At 63.9% G+C, this 23,107-nt stretch carries 23 protein-coding genes and 1 pseudogene; 14 read left to right on the top strand and 10 right to left on the bottom strand.

All coding sequences use genetic code 11. The features are described 5' to 3' along the window. Together D579_RS14960 and D579_RS14315 are read left to right on the top strand one after the other, a co-directional pair. Positions 1-275, top strand: a 275-nt coding sequence (locus D579_RS14960) for an IS3 family transposase (RefSeq protein ID WP_018952287.1), incomplete at its 5' end; no start/stop codon positions are given. 19 nt (positions 276-294) lie between these two features. Then, positions 295-978 (top strand): annotated as a pseudogene (locus D579_RS14315) (NF038132 family protein); the annotation flags it as partial. Between the two features lie 377 nt (positions 979-1,355). Here the strand turns inward: D579_RS14315 and typA are convergent. The 3 genes from typA to speA form a co-directional block, all read right to left on the bottom strand. Beyond that, positions 1,356-3,173, bottom strand: a complete 1,818-nt coding sequence (gene typA, locus D579_RS0113190) for a translational GTPase TypA (RefSeq protein WP_018168341.1) — start codon at positions 3,171-3,173, stop codon at positions 1,356-1,358. A gap of 409 nt (positions 3,174-3,582) precedes the next feature. Next, a complete protein-coding gene (locus D579_RS0113185) occupies positions 3,583-3,825 on the bottom strand; it encodes a YcgL domain-containing protein (protein WP_018144623.1) in 243 nt (80 codons plus the stop codon). Between the two features lie 4 nt (positions 3,826-3,829). Beyond that, positions 3,830-5,734 (bottom strand): biosynthetic arginine decarboxylase, encoded by a 1,905-nt coding sequence (gene speA / locus D579_RS0113180; protein WP_018952285.1) that lies wholly within the window; start codon positions 5,732-5,734, stop codon positions 3,830-3,832. 292 nt (positions 5,735-6,026) lie between these two features. Between speA and speE the strand changes: the two genes are divergently transcribed. The 11 genes from speE (at position 6,027) to ureG (ending at position 13,584) form a co-directional block, all read left to right on the top strand. Next, on the top strand, positions 6,027-6,878 hold the full coding sequence (speE, locus tag D579_RS0113175) for a polyamine aminopropyltransferase (RefSeq protein WP_018952284.1): 852 nt from the start codon (positions 6,027-6,029) through the stop codon (positions 6,876-6,878). A gap of 335 nt (positions 6,879-7,213) precedes the next feature. Beyond that, entirely contained in the window at positions 7,214-7,441 is a 228-nt protein-coding gene (locus D579_RS0113170; protein ID WP_018144627.1) for a ParD-like family protein, read from the top strand. Continuing rightward, complete coding sequence (locus D579_RS0113165; RefSeq protein WP_018952283.1) at positions 7,441-7,725, top strand: type II toxin-antitoxin system RelE/ParE family toxin; 285 nt, start codon at positions 7,441-7,443, stop codon at positions 7,723-7,725. The genes D579_RS0113170 and D579_RS0113165 overlap by 1 nt, the downstream gene beginning before the upstream one ends. Before the next feature lie 251 nt (positions 7,726-7,976). Continuing rightward, positions 7,977-8,573, top strand: coding sequence for a HupE/UreJ family protein (locus D579_RS0113160; RefSeq protein WP_018952282.1), 597 nt, complete (start codon positions 7,977-7,979; stop codon positions 8,571-8,573). 10 nt (positions 8,574-8,583) lie between these two features. Beyond that, positions 8,584-9,435 carry an urease accessory protein UreD gene (locus tag D579_RS0113155; protein WP_369791813.1) on the top strand — a complete coding sequence of 284 codons (852 nt, stop codon included), beginning with the start codon at positions 8,584-8,586 and terminating at the stop codon, positions 9,433-9,435. 15 nt (positions 9,436-9,450) lie between these two features. Further along, positions 9,451-9,753, top strand: a complete 303-nt coding sequence (locus tag D579_RS0113150; RefSeq protein ID WP_018952280.1) for an urease subunit gamma — start codon at positions 9,451-9,453, stop codon at positions 9,751-9,753. A 19-nt stretch (positions 9,754-9,772) separates the two neighbouring features. Continuing rightward, on the top strand, positions 9,773-10,093 hold the full coding sequence (locus D579_RS0113145; RefSeq protein ID WP_018952279.1) for an urease subunit beta: 321 nt from the start codon (positions 9,773-9,775) through the stop codon (positions 10,091-10,093). Continuing rightward, positions 10,090-11,796 carry an urease subunit alpha gene (ureC, locus tag D579_RS0113140; RefSeq protein WP_018952278.1) on the top strand — a complete coding sequence of 569 codons (1,707 nt, stop codon included), beginning with the start codon at positions 10,090-10,092 and terminating at the stop codon, positions 11,794-11,796. Before D579_RS0113145 ends, ureC begins: the two co-directional genes overlap by 4 nt. A gap of 9 nt (positions 11,797-11,805) precedes the next feature. Then, the gene (ureE, locus tag D579_RS0113135) at positions 11,806-12,270 is read left to right on the top strand and encodes an urease accessory protein UreE (RefSeq protein WP_018952277.1); all 465 of its coding nucleotides are present in this window, start codon (positions 11,806-11,808) and stop codon (positions 12,268-12,270) included. After that, positions 12,254-12,940, top strand: a complete 687-nt coding sequence (locus D579_RS0113130; protein WP_155985615.1) for an urease accessory protein UreF — start codon at positions 12,254-12,256, stop codon at positions 12,938-12,940. Before ureE ends, D579_RS0113130 begins: the two co-directional genes overlap by 17 nt. 11 nt (positions 12,941-12,951) lie before the next feature. Then, the gene (ureG, locus tag D579_RS0113125) at positions 12,952-13,584 is read left to right on the top strand and encodes an urease accessory protein UreG (RefSeq protein WP_018952275.1); all 633 of its coding nucleotides are present in this window, start codon (positions 12,952-12,954) and stop codon (positions 13,582-13,584) included. Positions 13,585-13,721: 137 nt separating this feature from the next. Here ureG and D579_RS0113120 read toward each other — a convergent pair whose 3' ends face one another. The 7 genes from D579_RS0113120 to urtA form a co-directional block, all read right to left on the bottom strand. Further along, on the bottom strand, positions 13,722-14,855 hold the full coding sequence (locus D579_RS0113120) for an AAA family ATPase (RefSeq protein WP_018952274.1): 1,134 nt from the start codon (positions 14,853-14,855) through the stop codon (positions 13,722-13,724). A 104-nt stretch (positions 14,856-14,959) separates the two neighbouring features. Beyond that, complete coding sequence (locus tag D579_RS0113110) at positions 14,960-16,006, bottom strand: aliphatic amidase (protein ID WP_018952273.1); 1,047 nt, start codon at positions 16,004-16,006, stop codon at positions 14,960-14,962. Positions 16,007-16,044: 38 nt separating this feature from the next. Next, on the bottom strand, positions 16,045-16,734 hold the full coding sequence (urtE, locus tag D579_RS0113105) for an urea ABC transporter ATP-binding subunit UrtE (RefSeq protein ID WP_018952272.1): 690 nt from the start codon (positions 16,732-16,734) through the stop codon (positions 16,045-16,047). Positions 16,735-16,761: 27 nt separating this feature from the next. Continuing rightward, on the bottom strand, positions 16,762-17,508 hold the full coding sequence (urtD, locus tag D579_RS0113100) for an urea ABC transporter ATP-binding protein UrtD (protein ID WP_018952271.1): 747 nt from the start codon (positions 17,506-17,508) through the stop codon (positions 16,762-16,764). Further along, positions 17,505-18,677, bottom strand: coding sequence for an urea ABC transporter permease subunit UrtC (urtC, locus tag D579_RS14310; RefSeq protein WP_018952270.1), 1,173 nt, complete (start codon positions 18,675-18,677; stop codon positions 17,505-17,507). The genes urtD and urtC overlap by 4 nt, the downstream gene beginning before the upstream one ends. A 27-nt stretch (positions 18,678-18,704) precedes the next feature. Continuing rightward, complete coding sequence (gene urtB / locus D579_RS0113090) at positions 18,705-19,625, bottom strand: urea ABC transporter permease subunit UrtB (RefSeq protein WP_018952269.1); 921 nt, start codon at positions 19,623-19,625, stop codon at positions 18,705-18,707. Positions 19,626-19,722: 97 nt separating this feature from the next. Beyond that, positions 19,723-20,976 carry an urea ABC transporter substrate-binding protein gene (gene urtA / locus D579_RS0113085; protein ID WP_018952268.1) on the bottom strand — a complete coding sequence of 418 codons (1,254 nt, stop codon included), beginning with the start codon at positions 20,974-20,976 and terminating at the stop codon, positions 19,723-19,725. 350 nt (positions 20,977-21,326) lie between these two features. Here urtA and D579_RS0113080 point away from each other — a divergent pair, with 350 nt between their 5' ends. Next, positions 21,327-22,961, top strand: coding sequence for a sigma-54-dependent Fis family transcriptional regulator (locus tag D579_RS0113080; RefSeq protein ID WP_018952267.1), 1,635 nt, complete (start codon positions 21,327-21,329; stop codon positions 22,959-22,961). Positions 22,962-23,107: the final 146 nt, after the last annotated feature.

Here is a 23,107-nt window from a genome sequence, read left to right as displayed (position 1 = left end):
CGAGCGGTGACTATCAGCGCTTCCTGAGGCGGAATACGCTGCTGTGCAGCATGAGCAGCGTTGGCCACTGCGGTGACAATGCGGCTTGCGAGGGCTTCTTCGGCGTCCTAAAGCGCGAACGCGTACACCATCGGCGCTACCGGACACGAGACGAAGCACGGGCCGATCTGTTTGGCTACATTGAGCGGTTCCACAATCCAAGGATGCGGCGCCGCATCGCCATTCAGGATCTGAAGTTTTCAGCCCTTTCCAAACCGTCCGCCGAAACGGGGTAGAACCCGGTCATGCGGCACGTCCACCGCGGATGGGGACGTCACGCTTTCGCCCTTCGGTAGTTCGGAATATGGGTGGATATCGACCAGCAATGGCCCGTCGATCGACGGCCTGGATGTCGGATCGGAAACGACCGGATCCACGATTACCTCGCCACTGTTCAGCGCCAACGAAGGCGACGAGTTGAGCTTCTTCTTCAATTACGTTACATCGGATGGAGGCACCTTCACCGACTATGCCTGGGCATTGCTTCTGGATAGCAACCTGAACCCGGCGCTCCAGCTGTTCACGGCCCGCACGACACCAGATGGTGACACCGTGCCGGGTTTCAACCTTCCTGAACCGGATGCCGAAGTATCGCTCGACCCATCCGAAACCCCCGTCATTGCCGGCGCCCCGGACTGGTCTCCTCTGGGAGACAGCTCAGGGACTTGCTGGTCGGGTGGCTGTGGCTACACCGGCTGGATCAACAGCAGCTTTAGTTTCCTGGAGACCGGGAACTACGCCCTGCAGTTCGGCGTAGTGAACTGGTCGGATACGGCATACCAGTCGGGACTGGCGTTCGACGGCGCCACGATTGCGGGAGAGGCGATTGGTGGTAACGGACCGCCGAACGAAATCCCTGTTCCGGCGACACTCGCTCTGTTCTTCACTGGCCTGGTCGCGCTGGTTGGAATTCGTCGGAAGGATCTCCAGGCATCGTAACCACACCACATATCAATTCATGTGCACCACACGGCTACACGGTCAAACCTTGCCTTTTGCTCCGAGCGACTGCTAGCCGGGCAGCGCGAGTCAAAAGGCATATTGTCGGTGACGTGACGCTGGATCCCGCGCGCGCTGCACGCCTTCATCCCCGGGCCGCGAAACGGTGAACCGGGGTCTCTTTCACTAGGACGCCTTTCCTGCCCTGCCCCCGGGCGGGGCGCCCTATGGAGATCCCGGATCATCGCGCTGCGATTTCCGGGATGACGTAGGCGTTGTTTGCAGCGGCTCGATGCACAAACAAAAAGCGCCCGGCGGCTGAACCGACCGGGCGCTTTTCTTTGCCTTGGCCCCTGGAGGGGCATCGGCGCTGGCGGTTACGCCGAGGCGCGGGAGGCCTTCTTGCGCTCGTGTTCCACCAGGAACTTCTTGCGGATGCGGAGGCTCTCCGGGGTAACCTCGACCAGCTCATCTTCGTCGATGAACTCGATGGCCTGTTCCAGCGTCATGCGGATCGGCGGGGTGAGCTGGATATTCTCGTCGGTGCCGGAAGCTCGGACGTTGGTGAGCTGCTTGGCCTTGAGCGCGTTCACGACCAGGTCGTTTTCGCGCGAGTGCAGCCCGATGACCATGCCCTCGTAGACCTCTTCGCCGGGGCCGATGAACATCTTGCCGCGATCCTGCAGGTTAAACAGGGCAAAGCCCAGCGCCTTGCCGGTGGCGTTGGCGATCAGCACGCCGTTCTGGCGCGAGGCGACCGAACCGGGCTGGTACGGGCCGTAGTGGTCGAAGATGTGGTGCAGGATGCCGGTGCCGGAGGTCGCGGTCATGAACTCGGTCTGGAATCCGATCAGCCCGCGCGACGGGATGATGAAGTCCAGGCGCACGCGGCCCTTGCCGTCGGGGACCATGTTGGTCATGTCGCCGCGGCGTTCGCCGAGCTTCTCCATGATCGTGCCCTGGTGCTGCTCCTCGACATCCACGGTGACGGCTTCGTAGGGCTCCTGCCGCACGCCGTCGACTTCCTTGATGACCACCTCGGGGCGCGCAACGGAGAGCTCGTAGCCCTCGCGACGCATGTTCTCGATCAGGATGCCGAGATGCAACTCGCCGCGGCCGGAGACCTTGAACTTGTCCGGGTCCTCGCCCTCTTCGACGCGCAGCGCCACGTTGTGCTTGAGCTCTTCCTGCAGGCGATCGCGCAGCACGCGCGAGGTAACGTACTTGCCTTCGCGCCCGGCGAACGGCGAGGAGTTGACCTGGAAGGTCATGCTCACGGTCGGCTCGTCGACGGTGAGCGGTTCCATCGCCTCGACGTGGTTCGGATCACACAGGGTGTCGGAGATGAACAGCTTGTCCATCCCGGTGAAGGTAATGATGTCGCCGGCGCGGGCCTCTTCGACCTCCACGCGCTCCAAGCCGTGGAAGCCCATGATCTGCAGCATGCGACCATTGCGCACGCCGCCTTCGCGGTCCACCACTTTCACCGGGCTGTTCGGCTTGATGTGCCCGCGCTTCACGCGGCCGATGCCGATCAGACCCTGGTAGCTGTTGTAGTCCAGCGAGGAGACCTGCATCTGGAACGGGCCTTCCGCATCGACGTTCGGCGGGGACACATGCTCGACGATGGTCTCCAGCAGGCAGGTCATGTCGCCTTCGGTGACGCTGGAATCCATGCCGGCAAAGCCGTTCAGCGCGGAGGCGAACACGATCGGGAAGTCCAGCTGCTCGTCGGTCGCGCCCAGGCGATCGAACAGGTCGAAGACCTGGTCCACGGCCCAGTCGGGGCGCGCGCCGGGGCGGTCCACCTTGTTGATCACCACGATCGGCTTGAAGCCCATGGCGAAGGCCTTCTGGGTGACAAAGCGGGTCTGCGGCATCGGGCCATCCACCGCGTCCACCAGCAGCAGCACCGAGTCGACCATCGACAGCACGCGCTCGACCTCGCCACCGAAGTCGGCGTGTCCGGGGGTGTCGACGATGTTGATGCGGTAGTCCTTCCATTCGATGGAAGTGTTTTTGGCGAGAATGGTGATCCCGCGTTCCTTCTCGATGGCGTTGGAGTCCATGATCCGCTCGCCGTGATCGCCACGCTTGTCGAGGGTGCCGGACTGGCGCAGGAGCTGGTCGACCAGCGTGGTCTTGCCATGATCAACGTGGGCGATGATGGCGATATTGCGAAGCTTCTCGGTCATGGAATGCAAACTCTAGATACTGGCAAAAGGGCCGACACTATACAGAGTTATGCGTTGGCGCGCTGAGACTTCCACGTTTTCAGCGCAGGCTCCGCGCGCTTGCACCCGTCATCCCGACCAAAGCGGCGCAGTTCGCCCCGACAATGCCGAGCGACCTCGTCATCCCGGCCGCAGCGCAGCGAAGAGCCGGGATCTCCCACGCCGGATACCCCCAAGGCCTGGCCAGACCACGGCGCACAAGATCCCGGATCACCGCTGCGCGGTGTCCGGGATGACGGGGGAGAGGCCGGTGCCCAGGACGCCGAAGAGGGCTCCGGCGGCAGGGTGACGACGGTGTACAACGATCCGGGGTGACGGAGAGGGTCCTGCCCCCAGGTCGACGGCAAGGTCCCAAGCGGCTAGGTCAGGGCTAGCGGTCTTCTTCCGGAGGCGGGAACTGGAGGTGGAAGCCCTGCTCATCGAGGTTGGCGAGGACCTTCTGCGGGTCTTCCTGGGCCAGGGTGCGTTCCGGGGTCAGCTCGAACTCCAGCGCGAACTCCAGGCGACCGAGCGCCCGAACCACGCCCTCGGGGAGTTCGGAGAAATCGTCCTTCTCCGGGAGATACACATAGGTATCGGCACGCTTGGTCGCGCGATAGACGTAACACTGCATGGGTTCAGTCCTCGAGATAGGTGTAGCCGGTCAGGCCGTGTTCCAGTTCCGCCAGCAGGCGCCCGGCGGCTTCGCCGCGCAGGCCGATGGCATCAATCTTGGCGCGGAAGGCGCGGCGCAGGTCGTCCGGGGCGAAATGCACGTAGGAGAGCAACTCATCCACGGTGTCGCCGCGTTCGGGGTTCAGCAGGCGGTAGCCGCCCTGCTCGGTCAGTTCCACGTTCACCGTGTCGGTGTCGCCGAACAGGTTGTGCAGGTCGCCGAGGATCTCCTGGTAGGCCCCGACCAGGAAGATGCCGAGATAGTAGGCCTCGCCCGTTTTCCAGGGGTGCAGCGCCAGGGTGGTGTGCGTACCCTCGCGCTCCACGTAGTGCTCGATGTGGCCGTCGGAGTCACAGGTCAGATCCTGCAGCACGGCGCGGCGGGTCGGGGCCTCGTTCAGGCGGTGCAGCGGCATGATGGGGAAGATCTGGTTGATCGCCCAGGTATCCGGGATCGACTGGAACACGGAGAAATTGCAGAAAACCTTGTCCGCCAGCTTGTCCGTCAGCTCGGCATGGATCTCGGCCGGCAGCGCATCCGGCTGTGCCAGCAGGCGCTGACACAGCGCAAAGTAAATCGCCTCGGCGCGCGCCCGGTCCGCCAGCGACAGCATCCCGCGAGCGAAGCGCGCCTGCAGGTCGGACAGGCCGAAGGCGGCGTCGTGATAGATCTCCGAGGCCGGGCGGTCGCGCTCGTCCAGCAGCGCGCGCATCGCGGCGATCTCGGGCAGCTCGTCGTCCGGCGCCGGCGGTATAGCACCATCCCCCGGGGCTGGCTCGCAGTCGATCACGTTGGTGATCAACACCGCGTGATGCGCGGTCAGCGCCCGCCCGGACTCGCTGAACACCTCGGGCATGGCGAGATCATGCTCCTCGCAGATGCGCTTGAGCGGGCGCAGGATGTTCAGCGCGTACTCCTCCACCGAGTAGTTGATGGAGCATTCGTTGCGCGAGCGCGACCCCTCGTAGTCGATACCCAGGCCGCCGCCGACATCCACCACCTGAAGCGCGGCACCCGCTTCGGTCAGCGCGGCGAAGTAGCTGGCCGCCTCGCCCATGCCGTTCTGGATGTCGCGGATGTTCGCGATCTGCGAGCCCATGTGGAAGTGCAGCAGCTGCAGCCGATCCAGCCAGCCGAGGCCGCGCAGGCGCTCGAGGATGCCCAGCACATCCGCCGCGGACAGACCGAACTTGGCCTTCTCGCCCCCGGTGTTCTGCCACTTGCCCTTGCCAATCGACGCCAGGCGCACGCGCAGCCCCAGCAGGGGCGCGATATCCATGTGCTCGGCCTGGCGGATGACCTCCTCCAGCTCCGAGGGCTTCTCGATCACGATGTACACGCGATGCCCGAGCTGGCGCCCGATCAGCGCCAGGCGCACGTATTCGCGGTCCTTGTAGCCGTTGCAGATGATCGCGGCGCCCGGGCGCGACTGCGCGAGCACAGCCATCAGTTCCGGCTTGCTGCCCGCCTCCAGCCCCACCCGTGGGGTAAAGCCATCGGCATCCGACGTGTCGCCCGCCGCCAGGATCTGATCCACCACGCTGCGCTGCTGGTTCACCTTGATCGGATAGATCGCCGTGAACGCGCCCTGGTAGTCCAGCTCGCGTGCGGCCGCATCGAAGGCCCGCGCCAGGCGGCGCACACGCCCGTCCAGCACGTCCTGGAAACGCACCAGCACCGGCGGCCCGATATGCTCCTCGCGCAGCCGCCCGGCCAGCTCATGCAGATCGACACCCGGGTGATCCGGCCAATCCGGTCGCCGCATCACCACATGGCCAGCGTCGTTCAGATCGAAAAAGCCACCATTCCAGTGGTCGATCCCGTAGGTGGCGCGGGCCTCATCCAGATTCCAGGGCGTGACGGTCATGGCGATTCCGGGTTTCACAGCGGGTACATCCCCGTCATTGCGAGGAGCGAAGCGACGCGGCACAAAAGCAGCGAAGCTGCGTTGAACGGCCGCAGGCCGGCCCGAAGGGCGAGCGTAGCGAGTAATCTCCGAAGGCTGGCACGGCGCCGAAATACGAACGCCCTCCGGGGGAAGCGCTTCGTCGCCTGCGGCTCCTCGCAATAACAGGTTGCGCAGAGTTGCCCGCAGGATACAGGGCACTATCATAGCGGCGCATCATACCGTCCACCGCATCCGCAAGGGGAGCCGCCCAATGGCACTCGACAACAACTGGTTCAGCGAACCGCACGAAGACATGGCGCTGTCCCTGCGCATCAAGCAGAAGCTGCACGAAGAACAGACCCCCTACCAGAAGATCGAGATCTACGAGACCGAGGCCTTCGGCAACCTGATGGTGATCGACGGCTGCGTGATGCTCACCGGGCGCGACAACTTCATCTACCACGAGATGATGTCGCACCCGGTGCTCTACTCGCACAGCGCCCCGAAGAACGTGGTCATTATTGGCGGCGGCGACTGCGGCACCCTGCGCGAAGTGCTCAAGCACGACGAGGTGCAAAAGGCCGTGCAGGTAGATATCGACGAGCGCGTCACCCGCTTGGCCGAGCAGTACTTCCCGGAACTGTGCGACGCCAACGACGACCCGCGCGCCGAGCTCCTGTTCGACGACGGCGTGCAGTACCTGCAGGACGCCACGCCCGGCTCCGTCGACGTGATCATCGTCGATTCCACCGATCCGGTGGGCCCGGCCGAAGGCCTGTTCTCCACCGCCTTCTACAAGGACTGCGTGAAGGCCCTGGGCCCGGATGGCCTGCTGGTACAGCAAAGCGAATCGCCGCTATTGCATACCGAGAGCATCATCCGCCCGATGCACGACAGCCTGCGCGCGGCCGGCTTCATCGATGCATTGACGATGCACTTCCCACAACCTACCTACCCCTCCGGCTGGTGGACCTGCACCATCGCGGCGAAGGACGCCCCGGTGTCCTTCCTGCGCGAGGAAGCCGCCGAGGAGGCGACGTTTATCACCCACTACTACAACGCCGCCATCCACCGCGCCGCCGGGGCCACGCCCGAGTTCTTCCGCCGCAAGCTGTTCGCCTGATCCCGGCCAAACTCCCCTTAGCGCGGTGCCATCGTCGGGAGATTGCTTCGCTGCGCTCGCAATGACGGGATTCCCTTCCTGTCATTGCGAGGCGCCGAAGGGGCCGCGGCACAAAAGCGCGAAGCGCGTTGAACGGCCGCAGGCCGGCCCGAAGGGCGAGCGCAGCGAGTAACCTCCCGACGCAACCCCGACGTTTGCCCGGGCCGGCGCTGGGGCGCCCACGGAGATCGCCACGTCGCTGCGCTCCTCGCGATGACGGTGCTTGCTGGCCCCGTCATTGCGAACCATGCAGGGCCGCGCTAATCTGACTACATTTGTAGCAGAGGAGGCACGCCATGAGTTTGCCCGTCCGCATTGATGAGACGCTGTATCAGCAGGCCCGGGCCCACGCCAAGGCCGAGCACCGGACCATCGCCGGTCAGATCGAGTTCTGGGCCGAAGTGGGGCGCACCGCCATGGACAACCCCGACCTGCCCATCGACTTCGTCTGCGAACTGCTGATCGCTCGCGCCGAGGGCCGGGAACTCGCCACCCCGTTCACCCCCGAGGGCAAACGCGACTAATGGCCGCGGACGTGGATGTGCTGCAAAGCACTCGCTTCCGGCGGGCCTACAAGCGCCTCCATCCCGCCCAGAAGACCGACGTAGACGAAGCAGTTGCCGAGATCGTCCGCAACCCCGAGATCGGCACCAGCAAGAAAGGCGATCTGGCCGGGGTCATGGCCTACAAGTTCAAGCCGCGCGAGCAACTGATGCTGCTCGCCTACGAGTACGACCCCACCACCCGCCTCCTGCTACTGCTGGGCACGCACGAGAATTTCTACCAAGATTTCAAACGCGAGTCGTGAGGCCCTGCGTCCGCGCGGTGAAGAGGCTCGCGCGGACGCACACCCTCACTAAGCCCTCCAATGGTGCATCCGCACCAATTCGGCCCACCTGGCGCATCCAGGACGCACCATCGGAATGCATCCATTCCGCTCAATAAGCCGCACTAGCCAACAAACGCGCCCCCACGGGGATGGCATGGATCCTGCTGAAACACTTGGGTGACAAGGGACTGCACGAAGCTCCCCCCATCCGTTTCAAACGAGGCAAAGCCATGATGCACCGCCGCTGGATCGCGCTCTTGATCCTGTTCTGCACCCCCGCGATCGCCCTGGCCCATCCGGGTCATGACCATGCCGGACTTGGCGCCGGGTTCCTGCACCCGTTGTCGGGCCTGGACCACCTGCTGGTGCTGCTCGGTATCGGTTTCTGGGCCGCCCGCTCCAGGACGATGCGCGGCGCCCTGCTGGTCGGGGCCGCGGTCCTGCCTGCACTGGCGAGCGGGTTTGCGATCGGGCTCGCGCAGGGACCATTGCCGGTGATCGAGTTCGGTATCGTGGCCTCGGTGCTGCTGACCGGACTGCTGGTGGGGGCCGGCACGCGCCTACCGACCCTGTTCACTGCCGCGGTCGCAGCCGGGTTCGCGATCCTGCACGGCTTCGCCCATGGCGCCGGGATGGCCGCCGGGATGGCCGCCGGGCTGTCGTCCGGCGCATTCCTTGGCGGGTTCCTGCTGGCCAGCAGCCTGCTGCTCGCGACCGGTGCACTGGCCGCCGGGCTTACGCGCAACGAGACCCTGGAGCGGCCGGCCCGGCATGCCACCGGCGGCGCGCTGGTCGTCGCCAGCGTATATCTGCTGATCGCGGTCTGAGCGAGTGGACATCGCCCCCATCAACCTGGCGGACGCTCGCACCGCCGACGCGGGCTGGCTGGGCCATCTCGAACTCGGGTACGAGCCACGCGATGGTCGCACCATTCTCGCGCGCCGCCGGCACCAGGGGCCGCTTTTGGTGCAGCGCAGCTTTCACCCGGAGGGTCCGGTCTGCCACAGCTACGTGATCCACCCCCCGGGGGGCGTCGCGGGCGGCGACCGCCTGCAACTGGAGGTGAAGCTGGCCGCCGACAGCGCGGCACTGCTGACCACCCCGGCGGCCGCGAAGTTCTATCGCACCGACTTGGCCGACGCCCATCAGGACCAGGTGTTCGCGGTCGCCTCCGACGCGAGCCTCGAGTTCCTGCCGATGGAGACCATCCTGCACGGACAGTCCCGGGTTCGGCTGCATAACCGCTTCCACTTGGCGCGTAGCGCACGGCTGTGCACCTGGGACATCCTGTGCCTGGGGCGCCCGGCCCACGGGGACCATTACGAGCGGGGCGACTGCACCCAGGACCTGTGGATCGAACGCGATGGCGAGGCACTGCTGCACGAACGCCTGAACCTGCAGCACGGCGATCCGCTGCTGACTCGGCCCTGGGGACTCGACGGCCATCCGGTGGTCGGCAACCTGGTGGCCACCCCGGCCCCCGACGGGATCGACCAGGCCCTGCGCGACCACCTCGGGGTACCGGAGAGCCTGCGTCTGGGCATCTCGCGCATCGGCGACGTACTGGTGCTGCGCTGTCTGGGCCCCGGGGCGGAAATCGTCCGCACGCTCCTGCAGCGGGCGTGGCGTTTCCTGCGCGAGCCGGTAACCGGCCACGCGCCCTGCAGCCCCCGCATCTGGACCACCTGACACATCTGGAGACCCATGGAACTGACCCCTCGCGAGAAAGACAAGCTGCTGCTGTTCACCGCCGCCCTGCTGGCCGAACGGCGCCAGGCGCGCGGACTGAAGCTCAACTACCCGGAGGCCATGGCGCTGATCTCGGCGTCGATCCTGGAGGGCGCGCGCGACGGCCGCTCGGTGGCCGAACTGATGAGCCTGGGCGGCGAGGTCCTGACCCGCGACGACGTACTCGACGGGGTGCCGGAGATGATCCCGGAGGTGCAGGTCGAGGCGACCTTCCCCGACGGCGTGAAGCTGGTCACCGTCCACGAACCCATCCGTTAGATTAGAGGAGATACCCGCGATGATCCCCGGCGAACTCCTGCCCGCAGACGGCGATATCACGCTGAACGCCGACCGCGACACCGTCACCCTGGAAGTCACCAACAGCGGCGACCGACCGATCCAGGTCGGTTCCCACTATCACTTCTTCGAGACCAACAACGCCCTGCGCTTTGAGCGCGACCGGGCGCGGGGCTTCCGCCTGGACATCCCGGCGGGTACCGCCGTGCGCTTCGAACCGGGCCAGAGCCGCCACGTGCAACTGGTGGCCTATGCCGGCGAGCGCCGGGTATTCGGATTCCAGGGCCGGATCGGCGGCCCCTTGGACGGAGCTTCGACATGAGCAACACCATCACCCGTGCGGCCTACGCCGAGATGTTCGGCCCCACCACCGGCGACCGACTCCGACTGGCCGATACCGAGCTGCTGATCCAGGTCGAACGGGACTACACCGTGTACGGCGACGAGGTGAAGTTCGGCGGCGGCAAGGTGATCCGCGACGGCATGGGCCAGAGCCAGCGCGCCGACGATGCCGTGGTGGATACCGTGATTACCAACGCGGTGATCCTTGACCACTGGGGCGTGGTCAAGGCCGATGTGGGCCTGAAGTACGGACGCATCCACGCAGTGGGCAAGGCCGGCAACCCGGATACCCAGCCGGGCGTCGACATCGTAATCGGCCCCGGCACCGAGGTGATCGCGGGGGAGGGGAAGATCCTGACCGCCGGCGGCATCGACGCCCATATTCATTTCATCTGCCCGCAGCAGATCGAGGAGGCCCTGACCTCCGGGATCACCACCATGCTGGGCGGGGGCACCGGCCCGGCCACCGGCACCAATGCCACCACCTGCACGCCGGGTCCCTGGCATATCCAGCAGATGCTGAAGGCCGCCGAGGCCTTCCCGATGAACCTGGGCTTTCTCGGCAAGGGCAACGCCAGCCAACCCGAGGCCTTGCGCGCGCAGATCGAGGCCGGCGCCCTGGGCCTGAAGCTGCACGAGGACTGGGGCACCACGCCGGCCACGATCGACTGCGCCCTGTCGGTCGCCGACGAATACGACGTACAGGTGTGCATCCACACCGACACGCTGAACGAATCCGGCTTTGTCGAGGACACCCTGGCCGCGTTCAAGGGCCGCACTATCCATACCTACCACACCGAGGGCGCCGGCGGCGGCCACGCCCCCGACATCATCAAGGCCTGTGGTCAGCCGCATGTCCTGCCATCCAGCACCAACCCCACGCGCCCGTTCACGGTCAACACCATCGACGAGCACCTGGACATGCTGATGGTCTGCCACCACCTCGACCCGCACATCCCGGAGGACGTCGCGTTCGCCGAGAGCCGCATCCGGCGCGAGACCATCGCCGCAGAGGACATCCTCCACGACCTCGGCGCGTTCTCGGTGATTGCCTCCGACTCGCAGGCTATGGGCCGCGTCGGCGAGGTGATCCTGCGCACCTGGCAGACCGCCCACAAAATGAAGGTGCAGCGCGGTTCACTGGCACAGGACCCGGCCACCCACGACAACTTCCGCGCGCGGCGCTACATCGCCAAGTACACCATCAATCCGGCACTCGCCCACGGCATCGCCCACGAGGTGGGCTCGATCGAGCCCGGCAAGCTCGCCGACCTTGTGCTGTGGGATCCGGCCTTCTTTGGGGTGAAGCCCGCGCTGATCCTGAAGGGCGGGATGATCGCCTCAGCCCCGATGGGCGACCCGAACGGCTCGATCCCTACCCCGCAGCCGGTGCACTACCGGCCGATGTTCGGCAGCTTCGGCCGCGCCCGCATCGAAACCGCGGTCAGCTTCGTCTCGCAGGCCGCACTGAAAGCCGGCATCGGCGAAAAGCTCGGCTTGACGCGACGCCTGGTCGGCGTCAACGGGTGTCGCGAGGTCAGCAAGCGGGACATGCTGCTGAACGACTGGCTGCCGGAGATGGAGGTCGACCCGGAAACCTACGAGGTGCGCGCCGACGGCGAACACTTGACCTGCGAGCCGGCCACCGAACTACCGATGGCACAGCGCTACTTCCTATTCTGAGGCCCCCTCATGCTGCGACTGACCGAACAAGCGAACACGACGGAGATGCCCGTCATCGGCACCCTCCTCCTACCCATGGAGACCCGCGTGAAGAGTCGCTTTCGCGCCACCCTAGACACCGGCACCGAGGTCGGCGTATTCCTGGAACGCGGTGGCATGCTGCGCGACGGGGACGTCCTGCGCGCGGAAAGCGGTGAATGGGTCACGGTTCGCGCCGCCCCGGAACCGGTCAGCACGGTGTATTGCGAGGATCCGCTGCTGCTCGCGCGCGCCGCCTACCACCTGGGCAATCGCCACATCGCACTGCAGATCGGCCCAGGCGTGCTGCGCTACCTGCACGATCATGTGCTGGACGACATGCTGCGTGGCATCGGGCTGAATCCGATCTACGAGGATGCCGCGTTCGAACCGGAGGCGGGCGCCTACGGCCACGGCCATGCCCACGGCGGTCACGGTCATGGCCATCATCACTGATCCCGGGCTGGCACGCCGCCGCCTTTGGCAACTGGTGAGCCCCACTCTCCCGGTCGGCGCCTACAGCTACTCCGGCGGCCTGGAATGGGCTATCGAGGCCGGATGGGTGGCGGACGAGGCCGCCGTGGCCGACTGGATTCAGGGCCAACTCGACCACACCCTGGGACGAGTCGACATCCCCCTGTTGCACCGTCTGTACATTGCCTGGCAAACGGGCGACACCGACGCGGTCGAGGAACTCAGTGCGTGGCTGGGTGCCAGCCGCGAGACCCATGAACTGCGCGCAGAAGATCGCCAACTTGGACACGCACTGGCCCGCCTGCTGACCGAGTTGGACCTGGACGAGGCGGAGGCATGGAGCCGCCACCCCGATGCCACCTGGGCCACGCTTTTCGCGCTGGCGCTCGCGCGCTGGCGCATCCCCATCGAGGAAGGTGCAGAGGCCAGCCTGTGGTCGTGGTGCGATAACCAGATCGCAGCCGCGATCAAGCTGGTACCGCTAGGCCAAACCGCCGGGCAGCGCCTGCTCTACCACCTGGCCCCCGCCATCGGTCAGGCCACCCGCGCGGGACTCGCTCATGAAGACATAGCGATTGGCGGCACTGCACCCGGTGTCGCGATCGCCAGTGCCTTGCACGAGACCCAATATTCACGCCTGTTCAGAAGTTAGGAGAAACCCTCATGTCCCTGCACCCCCAGGTCCTGCGCGTCGGCATTGGCGGGCCGGTTGGCTCCGGCAAGACCGCCCTACTCCAAGCACTGTGCCGGCGCCTGCGCGACATCTACAGCATCGCCGTGGTCACCAACGATATCTATACCCGAGAGGACGCCGAATTCCTGACCCGGCACGGCGCCCTGGATGCCGAACGCATCGTTGGCGTGGAGACCGGTGGTTGCCCGCACACCGCGATCCGCGAGGACGCCTCGATGAACCTGTCGGCACTTGCGGACCTGGGCGCTCGATTTCCTGATCTGGAGGTCGTATTTGTCGAGAGCGGCGGCGACAACCTGTCCGCGACCTTCAGTCCGGAGCTATCCGATCTGACGGTCTACGTGATCGACGTCTGCGCCGGAGACAAAATCCCGCGCAAGGGCGGGCCAGGTGTGACGCGTTCCGATCTACTGGTAATCAACAAGATCGATCTGGCCGAAGGGGTGGGTGCCTCGCTGGAGGTGATGGACCGCGACAGTCGACGCATGCGTGGCGAGCGGCCATTCGCGTTCACCAACCTGAAGACCGGCACGGGCCTGGACACGGTGGCCGATTTCATCATCGAGCACGGTATGCTGGAGCGCCCGGCGCGCGCCGTCTAACGGGCGTGTCCGCCCCGGCTATCGGGGACCTTTCCACGCCCCTTGGCCTGGCTCCGGCGAGGCAGGCCCCCATAGGGAGGACCTACCCACGCGACACGGGGCCCTGGCGAACCCCGATCGGCGGGAGGGCTTGAGTCCTATGCGCCGACGGGCACCGCTCCGTGAACTCCAAGACGGCGAAAGGTGACCGAATCCTGTCCGGGCATGGCCTCGAGGGTACGCGGCCCCGCGTCCGGGTTGGGGGTGCTCAGCAGGTACTCCGCCAGCGGCGCCTCGACGATGTGACGCATGGCCCGGCGCATGGCACGTGCGCCGAACTTGCGATCGTACCCAGCCTCGAGTACCTGCCGATGCACTGCCTCTGTAAGGTGCAGTTCCACGCGATGCCGCTCCAACCGCCGGTTCAGGCGCGCCAACTCCAAGTCAACCAATTCGTTCAACGTATCGCCGTCCAGCCACTGGAATACCGAGATGCTGTCGATGCGGTTGACGAACTCCGGCGCAAACCGGCCCAGCAACTCGCGCTCCACCAGGCGATACTGACGCTCCCGTTGCGGCCCGCGCAACAACCAGCGTCCAGGAAACCCCTGACGCCGCTCCGCATCCCGCTGCAGGCGTCGCGCGCCCAGATTACTGGTCATGAACACCAGGGTGTTACGAAAGCTGTAGGTGCGCTCGCCAGAGGCGACCGTCAACAGCCCATTGTCGAATACGTTAAGCAAGGCCTCCACCACCTCGTCGGAGGCCTTTTCCAGCTCGTCGAACAACACAATGCCTGGCTTGCGCAGGCTGCCTTCGAGCCGCTCTTGGTCAAGCAACGTCGTGCCCTCTTTGCTGCCGACATACCCAGGCGGGGCACCGGTCAGGGCCGCCGCGTAGTGCTCCTGCGACAGGGTATTCATGTCGACCCGGCAGAAGGCCTCGGCATCGCCGTGCAGCGAACGCGCAAGGGCGCGCACCAGCTCGGTCTTGCCAACACCTGTCGGGCCCAGGAACAACGCGGTATGCAAGGGTCGATGGGGATCGGAAATGTCCGCCCGTACGATCCGCAGCATCCGCTCCACTGCGGCCACCGCATCGTCCTGGCCCAGGATCTCGCGGCGAATCGCGGCCATGATCGCATCCACGTCGAAGTGGTAGCGGCTCTCGATACCCGCGTCGACACCCTCCGCGACGGATGCACCACTGCGGTCGCGCCCCGCCTCGACCCGTCGCTCCGTCTCCAGGCGCCGGCGTTCGGTATCGGCGAGGCGATCGTTAATAAACGGCATCAGTTCAGACCTCCATGCGCTGCAGCGGGGAAACCGGTCCTCCATCTGGAAGACCGGCTCTCATCGAAAGCCCACTGCCGGCCGCCAAGCCGACTTTGGCGCATTTAGCGGCCCGACTCTTTCGTCTTAGCCGCATAGGGAAGGTCGCGTACCGGAGCACTGGCAACACCGACCTGGTCACGCGTGATCTTTTCGACGTCCTCGCGCGCCTTTTCGGCATCGTTGACCCAGGTCCGGTAGAACTCGAACGGACAATCCGCGACACCCTTGTCGCCATCCCCCGAGTCGTGCATCCCGGTATAACCGCGATGCAGAAGCTTGAACAAATGGTTCTGCGACTGGTCGTTAGCACGGGCGTCCCGGATCTCCGGGATCGACAACTGCGCATACTGGATGCCGTTCTCCTCGGTGCCGCACTCGCCCAGAGTACGGCCGTCGAACCCGACCACCGCGGAATGCCCGAAGTAGCTGTAGACACCGTCGAACCCGGTCGCGTTGGCAACCGCGACGTAGGTGTTGTTGGCCCAAGCCATGCACTTGGACATGTTCACCTGCTGTTCCTTTGCGGGATACATGTACCCCTGACAGCGCACGATCAGCTCCGCACCCTTCATCGCACAGTCGCGCCAGATCTCGGGATAATTTCCATCATCACAGATGATCAGGCTGAGCTTGAGCCCCTTCGGCCCCTCGGAAACGTAGGTCCGGTCGCCTGGATACCACCCTTCGATCGGACACCAGGGAATGCACTTCCGGTATTTCTGGACGATCTCACCCTTGTTATTCATCAGGATCAGGGTGTTGTACGGGGCTTTGTTCGGATGTTCCTCGTGACATTCGCCGGTCAGTGAGAACACCCCCCACACATTCGCCTTGCGACAGGCAGCCGCAAAGATCTCGGTCTCGTCACCCGGGATGGTGGCCGCAGTCTCCATCATCTCGTCATGGTCGTACATGATTCCCATCGTGCTGTACTCGGGGAATATCACGAGGTCCATGCCGGGCAGGCCTTGCTTCATGCCCAGGATCATGTCGGCAATCTTCTGGGCGTTGTCCAGGACTTCGCCTTTGGTGTGAAGGCGGGGCATCTTGTAGTTCACCACCGCCACGCCCACGGTATCGGGGCTGCTGGAAATATCACCGTGTCGCATATCGATTCTCCTCGTTTGTGGGTGCAAGCAATGACGGCCTAAACCGACAGGAACTTGCTAATGGTCTGTTCGTCGCAGTTCGCGCGATCGGTTTCGTGGACGATCTGTCCGGATTCGATCACCAGCAGACGGTCGGCAATCTCCATGGTGAAACTCAGGATCTGCTCGGAGACGATGATGGTGATCTCGCGCATACGCGAGATCTCGTTCAGGGTCTTCGCGATGTCCTTGATGACCGAGGGCTGAATGCCTTCGGTCGGCTCGTCCAGCAACAGCACCTTGGGGTTGGAGACCAGCGCCCGCGCGATCGCAAGCTGCTGCTGCTGCCCTCCCGACAGGTTCCCGCCCTTGCGGTGGCGCATCTCGTGCAACACCGGAAACAGGTCAAAGATCTCACTCGGGATCCGTTTGGGCTTAACCGTCTCCAGACCGGCATTGATGTTTTCTTCGACGGTCAGGGTGGGGAAGATCATGCGCCCCTGGGGTACATAGGCCAGCCCTCCGGCCACACGCCGATGGGCAGCCAGCGGGGTCAGATCCTCACCGTCCAGCCGGACCTCCCCGTGGGTGGCCGAGAGCAGCCCGATGAGGGTCTTGAACAGGGTCGTCTTGCCCATCCCGTTCCGACCCATGATGGCCAGTGTCTCGTTGTCGCCGGCGTGCAGATCGAGCCCCTTGATGACCTCGATCTGGCCATAGCCGGTCCGCAATCCCTTTACTTCAAACATGTGGTTGTATCCTCTGCAGGGGATGCATCAGTGGCCCAGGTAGACCTCGATCACCCGGGGATCCGACTGCACTTTCTCCATGTCGCCCTCGGCCAGCACCTTGCCCTGGTGCATCACCGTGACCTTACGGGCGATCTCCTTGACGAAATTCATGTCGTGCTCGATCACGATGACCGATCGACCCTTGCTGATGCGATTCAGCAATTCGGCCGTCTGCTCGCGCTCGCGCACGCTCATGCCCGCAACGGGTTCGTCCAGCATCATCAGTTCGGGGTCCTGGATCAGCAGCATCCCGATCTCGAGCCACTGCTTCTGGCCATGACTAAGTTCGCCCGCCGGTCGATCGAGAAAGTCGGTGAGAAAGATCTCGGCCGCCGTGTCGCGGATCTTGCGATCCACCTCCGGAGTGTTCTTGAAGAACAAAGATCCGAAGACCCCCTTGCCACTGGGGTAGGAGACCTCGAGGTTCTCGTAGACGCTCAGGCCTTCGTAGACCGAGGGGGTCTGGAACTTGCGCCCCACGCCCTCCCACACGATGCGATGTTCCGCCAGCTTGGTCAGTTCGGTCCCCTTGAACTTGATCGAGCCCTCCGTGGCTTTGGTCTTGCCGCAGATCAGGTCCAGCAAAGTGGTCTTGCCGGCCCCGTTGGGGCCAATCACCACCCGCAGCTCCTTTTCTTCGACGTAGAAGTTCAGCCCTTCGATGGCCTTGAACCCGTCGAACGATACGGTCAGGTCCTCGATCGCCAGGAGGAAGGAGGTATTTGTTGTCATTTCCGTGCCTCCGTGACGGTGGTGCCAGATGCGTCGGTTGTGGCGGTGCTCTCATCACTATCGGGCGGTGGTTCCAGGCCCTTGCGCTTGAGGAACTTCTGCAAGCGCGGCTTCACGTGCTTGTCATACAGACCCGCCAGGCCATACGGCGCGAACATCACGATGGCGATGAACACCGCACCGATCAGGAAGAGCCACAACTGAGGATAGGCCTCGGCAAAGAACACCCGCCCGAACGACACCAGCAGAGCACCATACACCGCTCCGACCAGCGACAGCCGGCCACCGACCGCGGCGAAGATGACGAACTCGATGGACGGGATGATCCCGATGATGCTGGGGGACATGAAGCCGACCTGCAGGGTGAACATCGCCCCGCCGATGCCCGACATCGTCCCGGCCACCGCGAAGATGAAGACCTTGTAGTAGGCGACGTTGTAGCCCGAGAAGCGAATGCGGTCCTCGCTGTCGCGCAGGGCCATGAGGATCCGGCCGTACTTGGTACGCAGCAGCCACATCCCGAAGGCCACGCAGGCCAGTAGCAAGACGGCGTTCACGTAGTAGAGGACAACCAGGGCCTCGTCGGTATTGATGTCCCAGCCCTTCAGAGTACGCAGGTCGGTAATCCCGTTCGCACCCCCCGTAAAGCCCTGCTGGCCAACGATCAGGATGACCGCGATCGTCACCAGCGCCTGAGTGATGATCGCGAAGAACACGCCGGTCACACGCCGGGTGAACAGCGCGAACCCGATGAGCATCGCGAACAGGGCCGGTAGCACCAGGATGGCCACTATCGTGAAGGTCAGGCTGTGGAAGGGCTCCCAGAACCAGGGCAGGCTGTAGAGCTGGTTCCAGTCCATGAAGTCCGGGATACCTGGCGTCGTCTGGTGGGCTGTAGCTTCCGGGGTCGAGGCCTCGAGCTTGAGGAACATCGCCATCGCGTAACCACCGATGCCGAAGAACAAGCCCTGACCGAGGCTCAGCAGCCCCCCGTAGCCCCAGGCCAGTACCAGGCCGACCGCTACGAAAGCAAAGGCGAGAAAGCGCCCGGCCAGGTTGATGCGGTCAACATCCATCACCAGCGGGAAGACCACCAGGATCACGAAGGCCAGAATCAGCAGGCCCGGCAATCCCTTCTTCCCCAGTACCGCAGAAAGTATGTCGTTCATTGGTCTCAACTCCATTAAAGGGCCGGGCTAGCGGCGTACCTTGCTCTTGAACAGGCCTTCCGGACGCAACATCAGGATCCCGATGATCACCAGCAGGGTGACGACCTTGCCCATAGAGCTGCCGATAAAGAACTCGAGAATCGACTGCCCCTGGGCGATCAGGAACGCAGAGACCACGGTGCCGGAGATACTGCCCGCTCCACCGAACACCACCACCAGGAAGGTGTCGACGATATAAAGCGTCCCGGAGGTTGGGCCCGTGGAGGAGATCATCGTGAACGCCGCACCCGCGATCCCGGCCAGGCCACAGCCCAGCGCGAACGTCAGTCGATCCACCCAGCGAGTGTTGATGCCCACGGCAGAACTCATCTCGCGGCTGGCCATGGTCGAACGAACCCGCAGGCCCCAGCGCGAGCGATACATCAGCCACACGACCGCCAGGGTGACGATCAGCGTCAGCACCATGATCGCGATCCCGGTAATCGGGATGTCGATCATCGGCGTCGGACGCACGGAGCCTTCCAGCCAGGAGGGCGTAGAGGCACTCACTTCACGCGCGCCGAAGATGGAACGGAAACCCTGCTGCATGATCAGCGCCAGGCCCCATGTCGCGAGCAGCGTATCCAGAGGCCGGTGGTAGAGATGCCGGATCATGACGAACTCGACCAGCATCCCGAACAGGAAGGCGGTCAGGAACGCCGCCGGGATAGCGAACAAAATGTAGTACTCGGTTGCCCACGGCCCGAGTCCAGAGACCAGGGTGGACAACAAATAGGTGGTGTAGGCGCCGATCACCATGAATTCGCCATGGGCCATGTTGATGACCCGCATCTGGCCAAAGATGATGGCGAGACCCAGGGCCATCAGAAGCAGGACCGAGAAGAAGCTCAGTCCCGCAAAACCCTGCATGGCAGCGATCGCCATGAGATCCTGCGCTGAATAGTCCATGTACGGTATTCCCTGGAGCAGGAGCCGGGAGGCTCGTTACGGGATTCAGAAAGTGCGCACCGGCCGCCGAAGCGTCCGGTGCGCCTTCGGGGTTACCTCAGGAGTAGCCTTCCGGGAACGGATCGGGCTCGATCAGATCGGATTCCCAGACGACATCGGCCTGACCGTCGCGGCGCCACTGGCCGATTCGGGTCTTGCTCCACAGGTGGTGGTTGTCGTGGACCTTGACGTAGCCTTCCGGGGCGGTATCTAGCTCGATACCCGGAGAATGCGCGGTGACCTTTTCAACATCGAAGCTGCCGGCGCGTTCGACCGCCTCCTTCCACAACCACGGACCGAGATAGGCCGCCTGGGTCACATCGCCGATGACGCTGTCGTCGCCCCAGCGTTCCTTGAAGGCCTTGACGAACGCTTCGTTGTTCTCGTTATCCAGACTCTGGAAGTACTTCATGCTGGAGTAGAAGCCCTCGACATTCTCGCCACCGATACCCAGCACCTCGTCCTCGGTGGTCGCGAGATTCATCATCAGCGTGTTGTCGCCACGCAGGCCCGCGGAGTTGAGCTGGCGGAAGAAGGCGACATTGGATCCACCGACCACGGCGCTGAAGATCGCGTCGGGACGACGCAGACGAATGCGGTTGATCAGCGAACCGAACGAGGTGTCCCCGAGCGGTGCGTAGTCCTCGCCGACCACTTCTGCTCCTTCGAGATGCTGCTCGATGTGGATGCGCGCGATGCGGTGGGTGGTGCGCGGCCAGATGTAGTCCGAACCGACCAGGTAGAAGCTCCGCACACCCTTTTCGTTATACAGCCAGTTCAGGCTCGCCAGCACCTGCTGGGTCGCTTCCTGGCCGGTGTAGATCACGTTCGGGGACTGCTCGAGGCCCTCGTAGAACGTCGGGTAATACAGCAGCCCGTTCTCGCGCTCCAGCACCGGCAGCACCGCCTTGCGCGACGCCGAGGTCCAGCAGCCCATGATCGAGGCGACGTTATCCTCGCGCAGCAGCTTGCGCGCACGCTGGGCAAAGGTCGGCCAGTCACTGGCACCATCCTCCAGGATGATCTCCAGCTTGCGTCCGAGGATGCCGCCCATTTCGTTGATCTGCTCGATCGCCAGGGTCTCGGCCTCTACAGAACCGGTCTCCGAGATCGCCATCGTGCCGGACAGCGAATGCAGGATCCCGACCTTGACCGTGTCATCGGTCACGGCCAGGCCGGTGGTGTTAATGTCCGAGGTCGCCGGCTTGGCGAACAGGTTTTTAGAACCCGCAATGCCGGCAGCCATGATCGGCAGGGCGACCATCGACTTGAGCAGCTTGCGGCGACTAAAGGGGTTCTTGATATCCGTCATTGTCATTTACCTTGTTAGGTCCAGGTTTGGAGCACGCGTTAAACGCAGCCTTCGAAACGGCAGGAGACCTAGTGCAAGGCTTGTGCCAACCACTGACAATGTCCATCCAGAGTTCACATTCATAGAGTTACGCGCGCACCCCCCAGGGCTGCCCATCCCGGAAGCACGCCCCGCTTTGGGGCGCATCGCCGCTTCGGCACCGAGATGGTTCACAGGAACGGGGCATAACGGTGCAATCACGTGCAAAGGACAAGGCACTCGACGCACGGAACAAGCCGCAACCCAACGGCGCGATTCCTGCATGGAACTAGGCCAACGCCCTTTCTCCTGATGTCCACACACGAAGGCCCATGAACAAGACCCAACAGGGAGCGCCACCCGAGACGCTGCGCCTGCAGCTTTCGGTGCTGCAGGAGATCGCGAAGCTGCTCGATCGGCCGCTAGACCCGCCACACACGGTGCGGGGGATTCTGCGCCTGCTATCGCAGATGCTCGGTCTCAACTGCGGGAGAGTCCTGGCACCCAATAAAGAAGGCCAGGTTCTGGAAGTTCGCTACTCGTACGGTCTAACCCACGCCCGGCTGCGCAAAGGGGCATTCTCGGTGGGCTACGACGAGGGTGTGACGGGCTTCGTGATGCGTACCGGATCAACCGGGCTGGTCCCGGACATCGACCGCGAACCCCTGTACTTGCAGCGCATCACCGAGCGGCCGGACGACGACGCGTCACGGATCGCGTTCATCGCCGTACCGATTCTGGAATCGGGTCGCCCCGTAGGTGTGCTCTCAGTACAAAAGGAAGGAGGACACGAAACCCCTTTCGAAGCCGACATCACGACGCTGAAAGTCGCTGCATCGGCAATCGGACAGGTGATGCGGATCGGCGAGTTCATCCGGCAGGAGACGAAGCACCTGCTGAGCGAGAATCAAAGCCTGCGCAATTCGGTAACCATGGAAGGGATGCTCCAGAAGAGCTTGGCACACGGCATCATCGGCTCCACCGAAGCACTTCTCGATGCGGTCAAGCAGTGTATCCAGGTCGCGCCCAGCGACGCGCCGGTCATGCTGCTGGGCGAGTCGGGTACCGGCAAAGAGAAGTTCGCGCGGATGATCCACCAGCAGACCGACCGGAGCGAACGTCCATTCATCTGCATCAATTGCGCGGCCATTCCACCCGATCTTCTGGAGTCGGAGCTGTTCGGCCACGAAAAAGGTAGCTTTACGGGGGCATCAGGGCGCAAAAAGGGGAAGGTCCAGCAAGCTGACGGTGGCACGCTGTTTCTCGATGAGATCGGCGACATGCCACTGCAGCTGCAATCCAAACTGCTGCGGGTGCTGCAGGAACACCAGGTCGATCCGATCGGGGCGTCGCGGCCAATTCCGGTTAATTTCCGGCTCATCACCGCAACCCACGAAGACATGCAGGAACATGTGAATGCGGGCGGATTTCGGCTCGACCTGTTCTACCGCATCAATGTGGTCCCCGTGTACCTGCCTCCTCTGCGCGCTCGCCGGGGAGATATACGCCCCCTTGCACTTCATTTCCTCAACGAACTCAACCACCGCTACCAACGCAATATCGCACTACACCCCGAAGCCCTCTCGGCAATGGAGCGTTACGGCTGGCCCGGCAACATTCGGCAACTGCAGAATGTCATCGAGCGCGCGGTCCTTATGGCGGAGAGCGACCTGATCCAGCAAAGCCAGATCCAGCAAATCCTTACGGAGCAAGCCAGTGTGCGCCTGCCTCAAGGAACAACAGGACCACTGCAAACAGCGGACGCACTTTCGGACAAGTCTGCACCCAACACGATGGGCGAAGTGGGACGGTACCAATGGGTGCGCCAAGAAGACGCAGAACGCATCCTCGACGCCCTTTATCGGTGCGGAGGGAACCAATCTTGTGCAGCCCGGATGCTGAACCTTTCGGTTCGCCAGCTTCGCTATCGCGTCGAAAAACTGGGTCTGGAGGTACCGCGCAGATAATCCAAGGCTGAAACTTTCAAGCTGCAGTAACACTCAGGGGCACACCCAAACCGAAAAATGACAATGACGATCATTGTCGGACATTGTGGTCGGATCCGAAGGCTCACCAAAACCCATCAAGCACCCGCCGAAAATGCCTTGGGGCT

The sequence above is a fragment of the Thioalkalivibrio sp. AKL12 genome, from assembly GCF_000377925.1.
Lineage (GTDB): Bacteria > Pseudomonadota > Gammaproteobacteria > Ectothiorhodospirales > Ectothiorhodospiraceae > Thioalkalivibrio > Thioalkalivibrio versutus.
This window is presented reverse-complemented; position numbering and strand designations above follow the sequence as displayed.

Bases quoted from the DNA above. Each gene is read 5' to 3' on its own strand.
- urtD (WP_018952271.1), bottom strand. From the start codon at position 17,508: ATGACAACAAATACCTCCTTCCTCCTGGCGATCGAGGACCTGACCGTA.
- urtB (WP_018952269.1), bottom strand. From the start codon at position 19,625: ATGGACTATTCAGCGCAGGATCTCATGGCGATCGCTGCCATGCAGGGT.
- D579_RS0113080 (WP_018952267.1), top strand. From the start codon at position 21,327: ATGAACAAGACCCAACAGGGAGCGCCACCCGAGACGCTGCGCCTGCAG.
- D579_RS0113120 (WP_018952274.1), bottom strand. From the start codon at position 14,855: ATGCCGTTTATTAACGATCGCCTCGCCGATACCGAACGCCGGCGCCTG.
- typA (WP_018168341.1), bottom strand. From the start codon at position 3,173: ATGACCGAGAAGCTTCGCAATATCGCCATCATCGCCCACGTTGATCAT.
- ureG (WP_018952275.1), top strand. From the start codon at position 12,952: ATGTCCCTGCACCCCCAGGTCCTGCGCGTCGGCATTGGCGGGCCGGTT.
- urtE (WP_018952272.1), bottom strand. From the start codon at position 16,734: ATGTTTGAAGTAAAGGGATTGCGGACCGGCTATGGCCAGATCGAGGTC.
- D579_RS0113150 (WP_018952280.1), top strand. From the start codon at position 9,451: ATGGAACTGACCCCTCGCGAGAAAGACAAGCTGCTGCTGTTCACCGCC.
- D579_RS0113165 (WP_018952283.1), top strand. From the start codon at position 7,441: ATGGCCGCGGACGTGGATGTGCTGCAAAGCACTCGCTTCCGGCGGGCC.
- urtC (WP_018952270.1), bottom strand. From the start codon at position 18,677: ATGAACGACATACTTTCTGCGGTACTGGGGAAGAAGGGATTGCCGGGC.
- D579_RS0113160 (WP_018952282.1), top strand. From the start codon at position 7,977: ATGATGCACCGCCGCTGGATCGCGCTCTTGATCCTGTTCTGCACCCCC.
- speA (WP_018952285.1), bottom strand. From the start codon at position 5,734: ATGACCGTCACGCCCTGGAATCTGGATGAGGCCCGCGCCACCTACGGG.
- urtA (WP_018952268.1), bottom strand. From the start codon at position 20,976: ATGACGGATATCAAGAACCCCTTTAGTCGCCGCAAGCTGCTCAAGTCG.
- D579_RS0113170 (WP_018144627.1), top strand. From the start codon at position 7,214: ATGAGTTTGCCCGTCCGCATTGATGAGACGCTGTATCAGCAGGCCCGG.
- D579_RS0113185 (WP_018144623.1), bottom strand. From the start codon at position 3,825: ATGCAGTGTTACGTCTATCGCGCGACCAAGCGTGCCGATACCTATGTG.
- speE (WP_018952284.1), top strand. From the start codon at position 6,027: ATGGCACTCGACAACAACTGGTTCAGCGAACCGCACGAAGACATGGCG.
- D579_RS0113130 (WP_155985615.1), top strand. From the start codon at position 12,254: ATGGCCATCATCACTGATCCCGGGCTGGCACGCCGCCGCCTTTGGCAA.
- D579_RS0113145 (WP_018952279.1), top strand. From the start codon at position 9,773: ATGATCCCCGGCGAACTCCTGCCCGCAGACGGCGATATCACGCTGAAC.
- ureE (WP_018952277.1), top strand. From the start codon at position 11,806: ATGCTGCGACTGACCGAACAAGCGAACACGACGGAGATGCCCGTCATC.
- ureC (WP_018952278.1), top strand. From the start codon at position 10,090: ATGAGCAACACCATCACCCGTGCGGCCTACGCCGAGATGTTCGGCCCC.
- D579_RS0113110 (WP_018952273.1), bottom strand. From the start codon at position 16,006: ATGCGACACGGTGATATTTCCAGCAGCCCCGATACCGTGGGCGTGGCG.